Here is a 17193-nt window from a genome sequence, read left to right as displayed (position 1 = left end):
AGGACGACCAGCGGAGTGTCGGCCATGGTTTCATGGGCATCGCGCTCACGCCCTCCGTTCGCTTCAACTCGACGGTTAGTTCGATGCCCTTGTCCGCCCAATGGCTGACCCGGCCCCCATGGCCTGCGCCCATCGAACGGATTTTTCCAGAAGGCGTTCCGCCTTTTCACCGCATCCTTTTCTGCCTTCGATCACGCCAGCAACACGCAAGAGTTCGGCATGGCACCAGCGTTCCTCACGCAGGTGAGCTTGCCTGAGCGCTTGCTTGAGGCATTGTTCTGCCTGCTGCACGTTTCCTATTTTTAGCCAAGCGTCTGCGAGCAGACATTGGTAGAATGCCACCCGGGCCAGCCAATTATTTGCCTCGAGTTCAATAATGCTCTTTTGCATGATCCCAAGGCCGGCGTCATCGCCTTGAGCCGCAAGGATCGCGCCTGAGAAGAACTGGCTCGTTCCTTCGTAGATGCCGATATTCTCGCGCTTGCTCACTTCCGCCAGTTGCTCCTGAAGAAGGGAAGCCGTCGCCAGGTCGCCGTTCAAATAGGCAACCGGCAGGCCCGCAAGGCAAAGCGCATTGCCCAGCGAGATCATATGATTGAGTTCGGCCGCCCTGGCGATCGCGCGACCCGCAACCTCAGAAGCACGCGCCGCCTCTCCCTGTAACCAGAACAGAAAGGCATGGGACAGGCCGATCGCGACGGGCAAGTCCACCTGGAAGCGCGACAATCGACGACCATCGGTCAGGTGCCCACAGGCCGCAGTCAATTCCTCCAGCCGGACCGATGCAGACGAAAACCGCCCGGCATAAATTTCCGCATGTGCAAGAAAGCGCTTGCCGTCGGGCACGGCGTCCCAGTTGAGGCCCGTCACGGCTGCATAATGATACATGCTTCGCACGGCTGTGAGCGGCCGGCCGGAATAGGTGAGGAATACCGCCTGACCACAGACTGCCGGCAGCTCGAACTCCGGGTCTCCAGCTTCGCGGGCATGATCGATACTGTTACGCCATGCTAAATCGGTCCTTGGATGCATTTTGCGGGCCAGCGTCATGGCCCAGGCCTTGGCTGTCGAAAGCTTGACGCGATCGACTGGCGACAGAGCCGCCATTGCGGGCCCGGCCGTTTCAGCGGTCTCGATAGCTGCAAGCATTTCCTTGAATGCCGGCAATTCCTGCCAAAGCGGCAGGGCAGCAACGACAACAGCCGCGCCGACTTCAGCATCGCCGGCCGGATCAAAGGCCCAGGCAATGACGGAGCGAACATCGTCAATGAGCGCCCGATATTTTCCCAGCCATTGTCTGGAGGTCTGAAGCAACCATTCCCGCTCCGCCTTCTGCAACTTGGTGCAGATGCTGACGGCAAATTGGCGTCTTGCCGTTTGACGATAGGGGGCTCCAAAGAGTCGCTGGGATGCATAGGCTGATGTGCTTTCAGGCAGCCTGTAGAGTAGCGTCCCTTGACTGAACTCGGTCGTAACGAGCGACTTGGCCGCCAGCTGCGACAAGGCATCACGCCCTTCCATCGGTTCTATCCCGCCGGCACCATATAGCGCCTCTACGTCATCGGCACTGAAACGCCCGGAGAAAAGCGAAAGCAGTTCCAGCAGAACCGCCTCCCGTTCGGTAAGAAGCCGATAGCTCCAGTCGAGCGTGGCTTCCAGCGTCTGATGGCGAAGCGGTGCATCTCTCGGACCACGGCTCATCATGTCGAAGCCATGTTCAAAGAATTGCTTCAGCGCGGTGGGCTCAAGCGCGCTGGCGGTCCCGGCCGCCAGCTCGATCGCAAGCGCCAGGCCCTCCAGTCTCGCGCAGACCGAAGCGATGTTGCGGACATATTCGTCGGTAAGTTCCCCGACGCCCACATTCTGGACTTTTGCCAGGAAGAGCTGAATGGCAGGGTAGGCCAGGGCATCGTTCGCGTCTATCTGCGCCGAGCAATCGGGATAGTGAAGACCCGGCAGGAAATAGACCCGTTCATGCCGGGTTCGCAAAGGTTCACGGCTCGTGACGACGATGCGGGCCTGTGGAAGTTCCGAGGAAATTCGCTCGATCACCGAAGCTGCCATTGCAACCACATGTTCGCAATTGTCGATGATTACGATCATGTTGCCCCGGCGGAGACGGTCGATCACGCCTGCTATCGGATCGTCCAGCCCCAGCGAAACTCCGACACCCGACGCCATTGCGGGTACGACAAAACGCGGATCATTCAATGTCGAAAGGTCGACGAATGCGACAGCGTCATCCGAACCACGACACATTTGCGCCGCAGCGATGGAGATAGATGTCTTTCCAACGCCTCCCGGGCCAACGATGGACAGGTAACCGGGGTGTATAAGCTGTTCGCAGATAAGCCCGATCATCTCGTCACGGCCGAAAAGACGCGGCACATTGGGCGGGCTGATATGATGACCGGTTACTGCTATGCGCGTCGCAGCCATCGGCTCTCCGCCAATTTCCACGTTTGCTACGAACTTATATCCGCGGCCGGCGATCGTGGCGATATACTCCCCGTCGGGATCAAGCTCCGCCAGGCTGCGGCGCACATTGCCGACGTTGACCTTCAAATTATGATCATGAACGATGTAATCAGGCCACACATGTGCAAACAAATCGGCTTTGCTGACGACCTCCCCCGCCCGAGACACCAGCAAGGTCAGGATATCAAATGCGCGGCCACCAAGAGCGACAGGCTTTTCCTGGAAGAGAAGGGTTTGTTGTTCGGGCAGCAGACGAAAATCGCCGAAGCCATAGGCTGACCGCTGCGACAATGCGCCAAAGTCACCGCTGATCGACACCGTTCCCCCAGCGTAACGTGATTGCCGCCGACGTTAAGTCATTCGCGTCCGTTTGCAAGAGTCGCTATGATAGTTGCGGCGGTCGCTTCAGGCCGCGCCGCCGGTAGTGACCCAAACCGGACGCGTTCAGCCTCCATTTCGACCTCCCCGCTGCGGTACGTGCGCTTTTCCCGATCGACCGTGCAAGACTGACGTCAATTCCCATCCGACCTGCTTCGCGCAACTCTGCGCGTTTCGCCCTGTATCCCGCTGAATGCTCCGGTGATTTTGAACCGGGGCAACCCGCTCATCGATAAAGGCCTCTGCTTCATTGCCATGATGACGTCCCGGACCATCTGTAATGCAATGCGACCTCTTGAACCGGAACGACATTCCATCCATCTGCTTCCCGCAATTCTAGCAAATTCGAGAGCCAGAGAGACGATGACGACGGACACTGTTACCGCCCCTGAAACGCGGGCCTTCGAGGCTGATGTTTCAAAGCTCCTGCACATGATGGTCCACTCGGTTTATTCAGATAGGGACGTGTTCCTGCGCGAGCTTATCTCCAATGCAGCCGATGCCTGCGAAAAGCTGCGTTATGAAGCGATCTCGAACCCGGCGCTGCTGGATGAGGACCCCAAATCGCGGATCAGCCTGACGCTGGACAAGGAAGCCGGCACTCTCGTCATCGAGGATAATGGCATCGGCATGACCGCCGCGGATATGAGCGAAACGCTGGGCACCATTGCACGGTCGGGCACCAAGGCGTTCATGGATAAACTTGCCGCAGACAAAAATGGAGAGGGGCAGCAACTCATCGGGCAGTTTGGCGTCGGCTTCTATTCTGCATTCATGGTGGCGGGGAAGGTGGAGGTTGTGTCTCGCCGCGCCGGCACGACCGATGCAGCGACCTGGTGCTCCGATGGCCTGGGTACTTACACGATCGCATCAACCGATCTCGCAGCGGCGCCCAAGCGTGGTACGCGCGTCACGCTTCACCTTCTCGACGACGCCAAAACCTATGTCGAGCGCTACACTGTGGAGCGGATCGTCAAGGCGCAGTCGGGTCATGTCCCGGTCCCCATCTTTCTCCAGGAAGTCGGAAGCGAGGAGGCGCCAGGGCAGGTCGCCGATGGCGTTGCGCTGTGGACCAAGGCCAAGTCCGACATCAGCGAGGACGATTATGCCGACTTTTACCGCAGCGTCGCGGGGCAGTTCGATAAGCCAGCCCTGACGCTGCATTATCGGGCGGAGGGACGTCACGAATATTCCGTCCTGACCTTCATCCCCGAAACCAAACCGTTCGATCTGTTCGACCCCGACCGCAAGGGCCGCATCAAACTCTATGTGCGCCGTGTGTTTATCACCGACGAGGCGGAGATTCTGCCGCGCTATCTGCGTTTCGTGCGCGGTCTTGTGGATTCCGCCGATCTTCCACTCAATATGTCGCGCGAGATGATTCAGGACAGTCCGGTTCTGGCGGCCATTCAGAAGGGCGTCAGCAACCGCATCCTCTCCGAACTGGACAAAATCGCGACCAACGACCCGGAACGTTATGCCGCAATCTGGGAAAATTTCGGATCAGTGATGAAGGAAGGCCTCTATGAGGATTTCGAACGCCGCGAGGCATTGCTGGGCCTAGCCCGGTTCAAGAGCACGACATCCAATGGCGCGTGGCGTTCGCTCAAGGACTATGTCGGCTCCTTGCAGGAAAACCAGACGGCGATCTACTACGCCACCGGCAATGATCTGGATCGCATTGCGCAGTCCCCCCAGATCGAGGGGTTCAAGGCCCGTGGCATTGAAGTCCTGCTGCTCCCCGATCAGGTCGATAGTTTCTGGACGACGATGGGCGTCGACTACGAGGGCAAGCCCTTCAAATCTGTCACGCAAGGCGCAGCCGATCTGAGCCTCATCCCCCTGGCCGAGGGGAGCAGCAGCGCGGCCGGGCCGAGCGAGGAGGCCAATAGCTTTATTACCTTTGCCAAGGAGGCGTTGGCAGACGAGGTGTCCGATGTTCGTATTTCGGACCGCTTGACCAGTAGCGCGGTCTGCATCGTTGCGGCCGAGAACGCCATGGACTTGCAACTGGAAAAGATGCTGGCGTCAGCCGGCCGTGCACCTGAGCGGGCGAAGCCGGTCCTGGAGGTGAATGCGGGCCACGCTCTCATCGCGAAATTGGGTGAGGCCTGCGGCGATGTCGACGGGCGACGCGACCTCGCATTTCTGTTGCTTGATGAGGCCCGGATTGCCGAGGGTGAACCCCCGGCCGATCCAAGGGCCTTTGCCGAGCGGTTGGAGCGCTTGATGACGAAAGCCTTGGGATGATGTTGCGGGGAGCCTACCGGCTCCCCTGGCTTTGAGGCGGCTCGGCGGAGTCCTCCGGCGTCGATTTTTGATCGCCCAGGTGCAGACAGGCTGCTTATGGCCGCTACGCGATGGAACGCGAGGGGCTTCTGCCTGCCCAGATCGCGATAGTTGATCCGCCGGTAGCGCCCGCGTTTGGACGTGTCGAACAAACAGTCGCTTAGGGAATGTATTGACACCTTCTTGGAGACGAAGGTGGTGACCCCTACGGGAATCGAACCCGTGTTTCAGCCGTGAGAGGGCCGCGTCCTAACCGCTAGACGAAGGGGCCATGCGCCGCATCGGCGGCCGGCAGGGGGTGCGCTTTAGCACCCCCGCCGTTTCCGTCAAGCGAAAGCGCGATCTCTCACATCTGCATCAATAAAAAACCACCCCATGCAAGCATGGGGTGGCCAAGGTTCAGGGAGGAGACGCCTCCAAAGGGGGAGGCGCCCATACGACACACCCGAAAGGGGGGCAGGTGCGCCGTATGTTCAGTAGATAGGGCAGGTCGCATCGCCTTTCAAGAGGGAAGCGACGCCCCTTCTACCAAAGAGCAAGGCCGCCCGAATCTAATCGGGTTCAGCCTTCGGCGGGCGCCGGGGCGCCGGGCGCGTCCGGCGCGGCGATCGGGCCTTTGCCCTGGCCGATCTGGCTTTCGAAAATTTCGCGCATCAACTGGAGCGAGAAGAGGTGCGCATAGATGAGCGGCAGCATCCCGCTCTGGTTGATCTTGCGCAGCTGGTCGCCGCGCAGGTCGCGCAGCTTGTCTTCGTTGACCATGCGGAAACCGCGATAGACGAACGGCTGATCGGTGATCGGCGTCTGGATCGACACTTCACCGTCCATCAGCAGGTCCATTTCCTGCAATTCGCGAACGAACTGGCCGGTCCGCGCAGCCGCCTGCTCGAAATCCTCGCAGAATTTGAGGACGCCCTGGGTCAGTTCGCTGGGCTTGCCATCCTCGAACAGGGGCGTGCCTTCCTCGAAAGCGCCGACCGCCGGGCTGGTCGGATCGAAGCAGAGCGAAAGCTCCTCGCTGTCGGGACGCAGCTTGGCCAGCATCCAGGGATAGCGGCGGACATAAGCGGGCACATAGGCGGGGCCGCGCAGCTTGCCTTCATCGTCCAGGAAGACATTCACGCCTTCGTTGAGGCCCATCAGCAGCAGTGGCACCGAATCAGCGCCGGCCGAGAAGATGATCGGCGCGAAACGCTGCGCGGTGACAAATTCGTCAATCGTCAGCGGGACCGCATGCTGGCTGGTAAGGAAGGGCGCGGCATCGACGCTGCGGCTTTTATAGTCGGCATGATCCATGGTGCTGAGCGGCAGCAGGTCGTTGTAGAAGATCGGCAGGTTGTTCGCGGGCGCAGTGGCCATGGTCAGGTCCATTCTCTCATATGGCGGCGCTTTTGCGTGCGCCGCGGGCCGGAAGATTGGGGCAGGGCGATAAAGGCCTTGCTGGCCCGGTGCAATCGCTTTGTCGGCGGCGGCGCGCTCTTGGCTCTGTTCAGCCTTCTTCAGGCAGCGGGATCAACTTGCCGGGGTTGAACAAACCCCGAGGATCGAACGCCGTCTTGATGGCGCGCAGCGCCGCGATCCGGGCGGGGCTGGCCAGCCGGCCGAGTTCGGCCCGTTTCATCTGGCCAATGCCATGTTCGGCCGAGATGGAGCCACCGGCCGCGACCACGGCATCATGGACGAAGCCGTTGATCGCCTGCCCCTGCGCCGCGATCCAGGCCGGCCCATCGCTCGTCCCCTTGGGCGCGCGGACGTGGAAGTGGACATTGCCGTCGCCCAGATGGCCGAATGAGGAGGCGGTGGTGCCGGGAAAGCGGCTTTGCGCCGCCGCAGCCGCCTCGATCATGAAGGCCGGCATCTTCGCCACGGGCACGCTGATGTCATATTGCAGCGCCGGCCCCTGCGCCCGTTCCGATTCCGACAGCGATTCGCGGATGCGCCAGAAGGCTTCCGCCTGCGCTTCGTTGACGGCGATGGCGGCATCGACGGCGATGCCTTGTTCGAAGGCGTCGGTCAGCGCCTCTTCCAGCCGGTCGGCCGGGCCGGGGTCGGAAAGATCCGCATGATCGACCTCGACCAGCACATGCCAGGGCGTGCGCGTCTCGATCGGCGATCGGGTGCCGGGCACATGGCCCAGGACGAAACCGAGCGTGTCGTCGGCGATTACCTCAAACCCCTCGACGCTGTTGCCCAGCCGTTCCTCCGTCAGGCGGAGCAGGCGCAGCGCCTGCGCAGGACTATCGACGCCGACCCAGCCGACTGCGCGCACGGCGATGGCGGGCACCAGCCGCAAGGACGCGGCGGTGACTACGCCCAGCGTGCCTTCGGCGCCGATCAGCAACTGCTTGATGTCATAGCCGCGATTGTCTTTTCTGAGCGCATCCAGCCCGTCGAAGATGCTGCCGTCGGGCAGCACCGCCTCTATGCCTTCGACCAGCGCGCGCATGGTGCCGTGGCGCAGAACCTGGGTTCCGCCGGCATTTGTCGATACCAGGCCGCCGATGGTGGCTGAACCCTTGGCTCCCAGGCTGAGGGGGAAGCGTCGTCCTGCCGCCTGAGCCGCGTCATGCAGCACGCTCAGGATCACCCCGGCTTCGCACACCGCCAGATTATCGTCCGGCGACAGGCTGCGGATATGATTCATGCGTCGCAGCGACAGGATGAGGGCGGAGCCGTCGGCCGGTGGCGTCGCGCCGCCCACCATCGACGTGTTGCCACCCTGCGGCACCAGCGCGACGCCAAGTTCGGCAGCCAGTGCCACGGCTGCGGCGACTTCCCGCGTCGATGCAGGAGACAGCATCGCCGCCGCCGCGCCATGATAGCGGCCGCGCCAGTCATTCACCCAGGGCGCCAGGTCGTCCTGGTCGCTGGTCACGCCCTTGGAGCCAAGAAGGGCGGCGAAGCGGTCAATAATATCCTGTCCAATCATGGGACGCACCTATGCCCCGGAATTCATCGACGGTTCAACCATCCTGCGATAGCGTCCATTTCCCAAAAGGGGTCCCACTTGCTTCATTCCGTCCTGCTGCTCCTCGCCGCGCCTGCCGCAGAGCCCGTGCAATGGGCACAGTTGACGATCGAGCGACGTGTCATCATCCGCGTCCCCATGGTGCGCAAAGGGAAAGCGCCGGCGCGGGTCACGCCTGAAGAGGGCGATGACTGGGAAGAGAAAAAGGGGCCGCGCTGCATCGCCTTGCGATCGATCCGGGGGGCGAGCATCGTCGTGCGCGACGGCGTGGATCTGTTGCTGGCTGACCAGCATCGCTATCGCGCGCGGTTGGGAAGAGGGTGTGATTCGGTGGGCTTCTATTCCGGCTTCTATGTCGAACCCAATGAGGATGGATCGCTCTGTTCCGGGCGGGATGAACTACAGGCGCGCAACGGCATGAGCTGCGCGATCGACAGTTTTCGCCGCCTTGTCGCAGCCGATCCCGAGGACTGAGCGATAATATGGCTTAAATTGCGCGAATTTCTTGACAAGGGGCCAATATTTCCGCAAATCGCGGCCGATTTCCGTGCTGCGGACGCGCAGTGCGGACACCCCTCCTGTCCCGGACATCTGAATGACTTTTGCCGATCTCGGCCTCTCCGATGAATTGTTGAAGGCCGTCACCGAGGCCGGTTACGACACGCCGACGCCGATCCAGGCGCAGGCGATCCCGTCGGTGCTGATGATGAAGGACATCATCGGCATTGCGCAGACCGGCACCGGCAAGACGGCCAGCTTCGTGCTGCCCATGATCGATATCTTGGCGCATGGCCGCGCCCGCGCCCTGATGCCGCGCAGCCTGATCCTGGAACCGACGCGCGAACTCGCTGCCCAGGTGGCGGAGAATTTCGAGAAATACGGCAAATATCACAAGCTTTCCATGGCGCTGCTGATCGGCGGCGTGCAGATGGGGGACCAGGTCAAGGCGCTGGAAAAAGGCGTCGACGTGCTGATCGCCACGCCCGGCCGCCTGATGGACCTGTTCGAGCGCGGCAAGATACTCCTGAACGGTTGCAGCATGTTGGTGATCGACGAGGCGGACCGGATGCTCGACATGGGTTTCATCCCGGATATCGAGCATATCTGCACCAAGCTTCCGGCCCAGCGACAGACTCTGCTCTTTTCGGCCACCATGCCGCCGGTCATCAAGAAGTTGGCCGACCGTTTCCTCAGCAATCCCAAGTCGATCGAGGTGGCGCGTCCCGCGACAGCTTCGATCAACATCGCCCAGCATCTGGTCAAGGTCGATTCGCGCAAGAAGCGCGATGCTTTGCGTGCGATGCTCGACGGGCAGGAAGTGCAAAGCGCGGTTATATTCTGCAACCGCAAGACCACGGTGCGCGAACTCAATAAAAGTCTGCAGCGCTACGGATATAAGTCGGGCGAGATTCATGGCGATATCGACCAGGCGTCGCGCATCGCCGAACTGGAACGGTTCCGCGACGGAACGGTCAACATTCTGGTCGCCTCCGACGTTGCGGCGCGAGGGTTGGACATCAAGGGCGTCAGCCACGTCTTCAATTTCGATGCGCCCTGGCATCCCGACGATTATGTCCACCGCATTGGCCGCACCGGCCGCGCCGGGGCGAAGGGCGTCGCTTACACGTTCGTGACCAACGAAGATGCCGAGGCAATCGACAATATCCAGAAGCTGATCGGCACGAAGATCGACTATGCTCCCCTGCCGGATGGATCGGGCAGCGATGCGCCGGCGCCGGAAGAAAAGCGGACGAAAAACCCCGATCGCAAGGTCGAGCGTCGAGACGAAAAGCCGGACGACAAACGGCGCGACCAGCCCAGGGAACGCGCCGCCGTTCCCGCTCCTGCTCCTGCTCCCAATGGGAAACGGCGCTCCGCACCGGTCGAAGACGGCCCGGACGAGGGGTGGAATGGCCCGGTGCCCGAATTTCTGTCGGTCGGCTTTACCGGCTGAGCCGAGCGGCCGCCCAGATGCCTTTTCCATTGCCGCGATGTGGAGCGCTTCTTGAGGGCGCTGCTCTGACGCTTGTTCCCTGAGCCCTTCTAAACTAGCCGAAAACTGCCGGAATCGTAGCATTTCCGTCATATTCTCTGCGGATTTGTAACATTGCGGCGCTAAGGATTCGCTCCCAAGGACAGTGTTTCTGGGGATCGTATCATGAACGCCATCACGCGCTTGCCCTTCCTTGCTGAGATGGAAGACGGCGCTGAAGACAAGCTCCTTATCCCCGAGCGGGAAGGGGAGCGTCATCGCTACCGCACCATCTGGATTTCGGATATTCATCTGGGGACGCGTGGCTGCAACGCGACGATGTTGATCGATTTCCTCGACAGCGTCGATAGCGAGACCATCTACCTGGTGGGCGACATCATCGACGGCTGGCGCCTCAAGAAGCGCTTTTACTGGCCGCAGGCGCATAATGACGTCGTCTGGCGCATCATGAAGCGGGCCAAGCGCGGCACGCGCGTCGTCTATATCCCCGGCAACCATGATGAAATGTTCCGCCAGTTCACCGGCATGAGCTTTGGCGGCGTGGAAATCCGGCGCAAGGCGATCCACATGACCGCCGACGGTCGCAAGCTGCTGGTGCTGCATGGCGACGAATTCGACACGATCATGCTGGCGCATCGCTGGTTGGCCTTCGTCGGTGACGCTGCCTACACGATGATGATGCGCCTCAACGTGGTCGTGAACGCGGTCCGTCAGCGCATGGGCCTCCCCTACTGGTCGCTCAGCAAAATGGCCAAGAACAAGGTCAAGAATGCGGTCGAGTTCATTTCCAAGTTCGAGGATGTCGTCGCGCATGAAGCGGCCACGCGCGGCGTAGACGGCGTGGTGTGCGGCCATATTCACAATGCCGAGATGCGTGAGATCGCTGGCATAGAATATTATAACGACGGCGACTGGGTCGAAGGGTGCACCGCGCTGGTCGAACATTTCGACGGCCGGATGGAAGTGCTCCACTGGGCTGACGAAATTGCTGCCCGCACCGACAAAGAAACGCCGAATCAATCTTCCCGGCTGGCCGCTTGACGGAGGGGCAGGTGCGGATCGCGATCGTTACCGATGCCTGGGCGCCGCAGGTCAATGGCGTCGTGCGGACGCTCCAGACGATCCAGACCGAGTTGGAACGGATGGGCCATGCCGTCAAGGTGGTCTCGCCCGATCTTTACGGCTCCATTCCATGCCCCACCTATCCTGAGATAAGGCTGGCGCTGGTGCGCTCCAGCGTCGTGGGGCATGAGATCGCCGCCTTCCGGCCCGATGCCGTGCATCTGGCGACCGAAGGCCCGTTGTGCGTGGCGGCGCGGCGCTGGTGCCTGCGCAGCGGCGTGCCCTTCACCACCGCCTATCACACTCATTTTCCCGACTATGTCGCACAGCGCACCGGCCTGCCGGCGTCGTGGTTCTGGCGCTATATTCGCTGGTTCCACGGACCGGCGCAGGCAGTGCTGGTATCGACCCGGTCAGTGCGCGAGCAGCTTCGCGTCCATGGCGTCGCCAATGTGCGGCCCTGGGGCAGGGGGGTGGACCTTGCGGCCTTTACGCCCGATGCGCAGCCGCCTGCCCTATTCGCCGACTTGCCGCGCCCGATCATGCTCTATGTTGGCCGCGTCGCGGTCGAGAAGAATCTTGAAGCCTTCCTTGCCGCCGACCATCCTGGCACCAAGGTCGTGGTGGGCGATGGCCCGGCGCGTGCGGCGCTGGAACGCGCCTATCCGCAGGCGCGTTTCCTGGGATCGATGTTCGGGACGGAACTGGCCGGCGCCTATGCCGGAGCCGACGTGTTCGTCTTTCCCAGCCGCACAGACACTTTCGGGCTGGTGATGATAGAGGCGCTGGCGTGCGGCACGCCCGTCGCCGCCTTCCCGGTCACTGGGCCGGTGGATATCGTGACGCCCGAAACCGGCGCATTGTCAGAGGATCTGGGGCAGGCCATCGCCGGTGCCCTGGGTAGGGACCGCGCGGCATGTGCCACTTATGGCCGCAGCTTCAGCTGGGAACGGAGCGCAAACGAGTTCCTATCGGGCTTGCACGCCATCGACCCTGAAGTCATCGAAAGCGCCGCCTGACGCTTTTCCTTGCCGCAAGGGCCGGGATGGATTATCTCCGAACCGTCGCGGCCGCCCTGCTTGGGCGGCCCTTATCGTTTTTACGTGCCGGAGAAGTCCCGTGTCCCAGCCTCTCATGCCCCATGCGACAGCCAGTTGGCTGATCGACAATACCGCGCTGAGCTTCGACCAGATCGCGGAATTTTGTGGGCTCCATATCCTGGAGGTGCAGGCGATTGCCGATGACACCGCCAGCATCAAATATACCGGCCGTGATCCCGTTCGCGCGCATGAGATCACCATGGAGGAGATCCACAAGGGCGAAGCGAACCCCGACTACAAGCTCAAGATGCTGAAAGGCCCCGAGCCTGTTCGCCGCACCAAGGGGCCGCGTTACACCCCTGTCAGCAAGCGTCAGGACAAGCCGGACGGCATTGCCTGGATCCTGCGCAACCACCCGGAGATTTCGGACGGCGCCATCGGCAAGTTGATCGGCACGACCCGCACCACGATCGCCGCGATCCGTGATCGCACGCACTGGAACATCTCCAACATCGTGCCCAAGGATCCGGTGACGCTGGGCCTTTGCTCGCAGCGTGAACTGGACGCGCTGGTGGCCAAGGCGGCGAAGAAGGCCGGCATCGAGGCGCCCACCGATTCGCGTCTGGATGGCGACCGCGAGGCGCTGATCGAGGAGCTGCGCCGGGAGCGTCAGGAGTCTGTGCGCCGTGCTGAGGAAGCGCTCAAGAGCGAGTCCGAACTGATTTCCGGCGCTGCCACGATCCTTGATCCCTTCAGCAGCAACAAGGGCGAAGTGTGATGCCGTAGCGTCATTGGCGGCGGGGTTGGACGCTGCTGCCATGCTGCTTTTCAAAGGGCCGTGCCGCTATGTGGCGCGGCCCTTTTTGCGGTGCTTGACGCTTGCGTAAAGTGCCTGATGGCCATACAATTCAGGGCATGGAGAGCATAGAACAGATCCTGAAGGATAATTATCGTCATCCCACGCCGTGGGATCAAAGCTTCCCGCCGCTGTCGATGGGGCAGATGGTCACGGACAGCGCCATGGCGCATCCTCGCGCTCCCATGGTCGATTTCATGGGGCGCAAGTTCAGCTATGGTGAGATGTTCGACCAGATCAGGCGCATCGCCTGCGGCCTGCAGGCGATGGGCGTCGCCAAGGGGGATCGGGTCGGCCTCTACCTGCCCAACACCCCCCATTATGTCGCGGCCTATTATGGCGCGCTGATGGCAGGCGCCATCGTCGTGAATTTCTCCCCGCTCTACACCGCCGCCGAACTGGAGCATCAGGTCGAGGACAGCGGCACCAAAATTCTCTTCACTCTTTCGGCCAAGGCGCTGCTGCCGACCGCGCTGGAGGTGCTGGAGCATAGTTCGCTCGAAACGCTGATCGTCGGGTCGGTCGCGGAGATGCTTTCGCCGGTCAAGTCGCTGCTGTTCCGCTGGTTCAAGGCAAGCGAAAGCGTGGCGCTTCCCGATGATCCGCGGGTGATCCGGTACGACCATTTCATGGCCAACAAGGGCGCTTGCGTGGTGGCGGAGATTGATCCCGTCAATGACGTCGCTTTGCTTCAATATACCGGCGGCACCACGGGCACGCCCAAGGGCGCGATGCTGACGCATCAAAATCTCACCGCCAATGCCCGCCAGGCGCAGGCGATCGATCCGCGTCAGCATGAGGCGGACCGGATCATCGCGGTGCTCCCCTTTTTCCATGTATTCGCCAATACCTGCACGCTGAACCGGACCGTGGTGAATGGCGGGGAAATGGTGATGCTGCCGCGTTTCGACGCCGCGCAGGTGCTCGCGGCCGTGCAGCGGGTCAAGGCGACGTCGCTGCCCGGCGTGCCGACCATGTTCCAGGCGCTGCTGGACCATCCTGCGATCCGCAATATCGACTTTTCGTCGCTGCGCGCCTGTATTTCGGGCGGCGCGCCCTTGCCACTGGAACTCAAGCAGAAATTCGAGGCGGCGACCGGCGCCCGGCTGATTGAAGGCTATGGCCTCACCGAAACCAGCCCGATCGTCTGCACCAATCCCTATGAGGGGCTGAACAAGAGCGGTACGGTTGGCCAGCCGGTGCCGGGAACGCATGTGAAGCTGGTGGATCGTGAGGATCCGACCCGTCCGCCGCCCGAAGGCGAGCCGGGCGAGTTGCTCTTTGCCGGGCCGCAGATCATGAAGGGCTATTGGAACCGGCCCGACGCGGATGCGCAGGTGTTCGTCGGCGACTATATCCGCACCGGCGACGTCGGCATCATCGACGAGGACGGCTATGTGAAGATCGTTGATCGGTTGAAGGACATGATCGCGGTTGGCGGCTTCAAGGTCTTCCCCAGCCAGGTGGAATCCGTCCTCTACCATCATCCCGCGGTCAAGGAGGCGCTGGTGATTGGCGTGCCTGATCATTATCGCGGCGAACAGCCCAAAGCCTTCGTGACGCTGAACGAGGGAATGGAGATTGACGGTCCAGCACTCAAGGGCTGGTTGAACCCTCAGCTTGGCAAGCATGAGCGCGTGAGCGAAGTCGAAGTGCGCCTCAACCTGCCCAAGACGCTGGTCGGCAAGCTGTCCCGCAAGGAATTGGTCGCTGAAGAGCGAGCCAAAGCGGAAGCCGCCGCCAAGGAGGCTGGAACGGCGGCCTGATCCTTCCTATCTGTGCGCTTCACAGAGACGAGGACGAAGATATGGCCGACGAAATCGCGACGCTTGCCGGCGGGTGCTTCTGGTGCACCGAAGCAGTGTATCAGAATCTCAAGGGCGTTAAGTCCGTGACGAGCGGCTATATTGGCGGCACCATGCCCGATCCGACCTATGAGCAGGTCTGTTCGGGCGCGACCGGCCATGCCGAAGCGATCCGCATCACCTATGATCCGGCTGTGATCTCCTATGCCGATTTGCTGGATATTTTCTTCGCCACGCATAATCCGACGACGCTCAATCGGCAGGGCAATGATGTCGGCACCCAATATCGATCCGCCATTTTCCCGCATTCGGCGGAACAGGAGGCGCAGGCGCGCGCGGGGATCGAGCGGGCGCAGGCGGACCAGAGCGACCCGATCGTCACCGCGATCGAGCCTGACGCCACTTGGTATCCGGCCGAGGATTATCATCAGAAATATTGGGAGCGGGTCGGCGATCAGAATCCCTATTGCATGGCGGTGATCCCGCCCAAGCTCGCCAAGCTGCGCAAGGGATTTGGCGAGCGCATCGGGGGCTGATCCCTGGCCTACGGACGATCGCCTTTCCCGCCGTCTCCGGTATGCGCGGCACATCGCCCTGTGCTAGGCAGATATCAACGGATAAGTCGGGGAATGGACATGAGGAAATCGTTGTTTTTGGCCATGCCGCTGCTGATGCTGGCGCTGCCTGGGTGCGTGCGGACGGTGGCCAGCGTGGTGACGGCGCCGGTGCGTGCGGGCGCGCAGGCGGCCGACTGGGCGACCACCAGCCAGGATGAGGCCGACCGCAACTATGGCCGCAAGATGCGCAAGCAGGACGCGCGCGAAGGCAAGGCGGCGAAAAAGGCTGAGAAGGACAGGCGCAAGCAGTGCCGCGAGGCCGGCTATGACAATTGCGACTGATGCCCTGAAACGGTCGAAGAGGCGCTAGGCCGCGGCCCGCTTCAGCCGGTCGTTGATGGCCGCGCCGATGCCGTCCGTCGGGATCGGCGCCACCGCGATTCGTGCGGCCGCACTGGCGTCGGCGATATGCAGGGCGGCGAACAGGTTCGCCCCTGCTTCCCGCAGATCGGCTTCGGGGCTGAGGTTGATGTGACAGGGCATCAAGCCGAAACCGATCATATATTGGTCCGCTTCCGCGCGCATGACGTTGAGGCGAACTGGCTTGGAGGGAGCATAATGGCTTTCGAGCTGGCCAGGCGCCTCGATCGCGACGTCGCCCTTACCCAGTATGACGGGCATACCCGTCGCTTCTTCCAGCATCGCCGCCGTCACCGGGCCGGGACGGAGCAAGCGGATGCAGCCCGCTTCCGGCGCCACAATCGTGGATTCCAGCCCCTCGCTGGTCGGGCCTTCATCCAGCACCATACGGACCCTGCCATCCAGGCTGGCGAGCACATGTTCCGCGCGGGTGGGACTGATCGCGCCGCTGCGATTGGCCGATGGCGCGGCAAGGGGGCGTCCGCTTTCCCGGATCAGCGCGCGCATCGCGGGATGGGCGGGCAGGCGCAGCGCAACCGTCGGCAGGCCCGCCGTGACCAGCGGCGACAGGCCGCTATCCGCGCGCACCGGCAGCACCAGCGTCAGGGGACCGGGCCAGAAGCGCTTGGCCAGCGTTTCGGCGACGGGCGAAAAAACAGCCAGTCCGCGCGCCATGTCGCTGTCTGCCACATGGACGATCAAGGGATTGAAGCTCGGCCGGCCCTTGGCGCTGTATATCGCCGCCACCGCATGGCTGTCGGTCGCGTCGGCGGCAAGGCCGTAAACTGTTTCGGTCGGGACGGCGACGGGTTCGCCGGCGCGGATGAGCAAGGCTGCCTCACGCAGCGCCTCGGCGCCGTAGCGGCAGAATTTAGTGGAATAGACTGGATTGGCGATAGTCACGGCCCCCGCGATATAGACCCCCGCCCGGTCGAGTAAAAGGCCATTGCGACAACAGAATGACATCGCTGCAAGTCACGCGACGGGCAGATCGACGACATGGCCCTGAGCGCCGCCATTTTCCGCGTTGCGGGCTATTTCCACCGCGCGCGAAAATGCTCTAAGTCCGCGCCATGACAGACGCACTTCTCATCCGCATTGCCGAGGCGCTGGAACGGCTGGCCCCGTCGCCGCCCGGTTCCGCCGATCTGGCCGCCGCACCGGCCTATGTCTGGGATGGACGCGCCATCCATGCAGTGGAGGCCTTCGCGCCTGTGGATTATGCGCTTCTGACCGGCATTGAGGCCCAGAAGGATGCGCTGCTCGCGAACACGCGCCGTCACGCTGCCGGTCATGCCGCCCATGACGTGCTGTTATGGGGCGCGCGCGGCACCGGCAAGTCGGCGG

14 protein-coding genes and 1 tRNA gene are annotated in these 17193 nt (G+C 62.1%); 10 read left to right on the top strand and 5 right to left on the bottom strand.

Going from position 1 to position 17193, the window contains the following annotated elements:
• Window positions 1-75 precede the first annotated feature (75 nt).
• Entirely contained in the window at window positions 76-2796 is a 2721-nt protein-coding gene (locus C100_RS38745) for an ATP-binding protein (protein ID WP_024020481.1), read from the bottom strand.
• Between the two features lie 423 nt (window positions 2797-3219).
• Between C100_RS38745 and htpG the strand changes: the two genes are divergently transcribed.
• The gene (htpG, locus tag C100_RS38740) at window positions 3220-5106 is read left to right on the top strand and encodes a molecular chaperone HtpG (protein ID WP_024020480.1); all 1887 of its coding nucleotides are present in this window, start codon (window positions 3220-3222) and stop codon (window positions 5104-5106) included.
• Between the two features lie 235 nt (window positions 5107-5341).
• On the opposite strand, the gene C100_RS38735 is transcribed toward htpG, so the two are convergent.
• The 3 genes from C100_RS38735 to C100_RS38725 form a co-directional block, all read right to left on the bottom strand.
• Window positions 5342-5416 (bottom strand) — tRNA-Glu (locus C100_RS38735).
• A gap of 290 nt (window positions 5417-5706) precedes the next feature.
• Window positions 5707-6504, bottom strand: a complete 798-nt coding sequence (locus tag C100_RS38730) for a SapC family protein (protein WP_031309718.1) — start codon at window positions 6502-6504, stop codon at window positions 5707-5709.
• 130 nt (window positions 6505-6634) lie between these two features.
• Complete coding sequence (locus C100_RS38725) at window positions 6635-8074, bottom strand: FAD-binding oxidoreductase (protein WP_024020478.1); 1440 nt, start codon at window positions 8072-8074, stop codon at window positions 6635-6637.
• A gap of 78 nt (window positions 8075-8152) precedes the next feature.
• Between C100_RS38725 and C100_RS38720 the strand changes: the two genes are divergently transcribed.
• The 8 genes from C100_RS38720 (at window position 8153) to C100_RS38685 (ending at window position 15768) form a co-directional block, all read left to right on the top strand.
• On the top strand, window positions 8153-8587 hold the full coding sequence (locus C100_RS38720; RefSeq protein WP_024020477.1) for a hypothetical protein: 435 nt from the start codon (window positions 8153-8155) through the stop codon (window positions 8585-8587).
• A gap of 121 nt (window positions 8588-8708) precedes the next feature.
• Window positions 8709-10067 (top strand): DEAD/DEAH box helicase, encoded by a 1359-nt coding sequence (locus C100_RS38715; RefSeq protein WP_024020476.1) that lies wholly within the window; start codon window positions 8709-8711, stop codon window positions 10065-10067.
• 204 nt (window positions 10068-10271) lie between these two features.
• On the top strand, window positions 10272-11147 hold the full coding sequence (locus tag C100_RS38710; RefSeq protein WP_024020475.1) for a UDP-2,3-diacylglucosamine diphosphatase: 876 nt from the start codon (window positions 10272-10274) through the stop codon (window positions 11145-11147).
• Window positions 11148-11158: 11 nt separating this feature from the next.
• Complete coding sequence (locus tag C100_RS38705; protein ID WP_031309717.1) at window positions 11159-12187, top strand: glycosyltransferase family 4 protein; 1029 nt, start codon at window positions 11159-11161, stop codon at window positions 12185-12187.
• Between the two features lie 115 nt (window positions 12188-12302).
• Window positions 12303-12986 carry a DUF1013 domain-containing protein gene (locus C100_RS38700; protein ID WP_024020473.1) on the top strand — a complete coding sequence of 228 codons (684 nt, stop codon included), beginning with the start codon at window positions 12303-12305 and terminating at the stop codon, window positions 12984-12986.
• A gap of 137 nt (window positions 12987-13123) precedes the next feature.
• A complete protein-coding gene (locus C100_RS38695) occupies window positions 13124-14830 on the top strand; it encodes a long-chain-fatty-acid--CoA ligase (protein WP_024020472.1) in 1707 nt (568 codons plus the stop codon).
• Between the two features lie 41 nt (window positions 14831-14871).
• Window positions 14872-15405: a peptide-methionine (S)-S-oxide reductase MsrA gene (msrA, locus tag C100_RS38690; RefSeq protein ID WP_024020471.1), complete on the top strand. Its 534-nt coding sequence runs from the start codon at window positions 14872-14874 to the stop codon at window positions 15403-15405.
• Between the two features lie 99 nt (window positions 15406-15504).
• Window positions 15505-15768: a hypothetical protein gene (locus C100_RS38685; RefSeq protein ID WP_031309716.1), complete on the top strand. Its 264-nt coding sequence runs from the start codon at window positions 15505-15507 to the stop codon at window positions 15766-15768.
• Window positions 15769-15792: 24 nt separating this feature from the next.
• On the opposite strand, the gene C100_RS38680 is transcribed toward C100_RS38685, so the two are convergent.
• Complete coding sequence (locus tag C100_RS38680; RefSeq protein ID WP_031309715.1) at window positions 15793-16749, bottom strand: L-threonylcarbamoyladenylate synthase; 957 nt, start codon at window positions 16747-16749, stop codon at window positions 15793-15795.
• A 170-nt stretch (window positions 16750-16919) separates the two neighbouring features.
• On the opposite strand from C100_RS38680, the gene C100_RS38675 reads away from it, so the two are divergent.
• The coding region (locus C100_RS38675; RefSeq protein WP_024020468.1) for a DUF815 domain-containing protein at window positions 16920-17193 on the top strand (274 nt) is incomplete at its 3' end.

This window comes from Sphingobium sp. C100 (genome assembly GCF_000508185.1).
Taxonomy (GTDB): Bacteria; Pseudomonadota; Alphaproteobacteria; order Sphingomonadales; family Sphingomonadaceae; genus Sphingobium.
The sequence above is the reverse complement of the archived record's forward strand: the minus strand, read 5'-3'. Positions and strand labels throughout refer to the sequence as shown.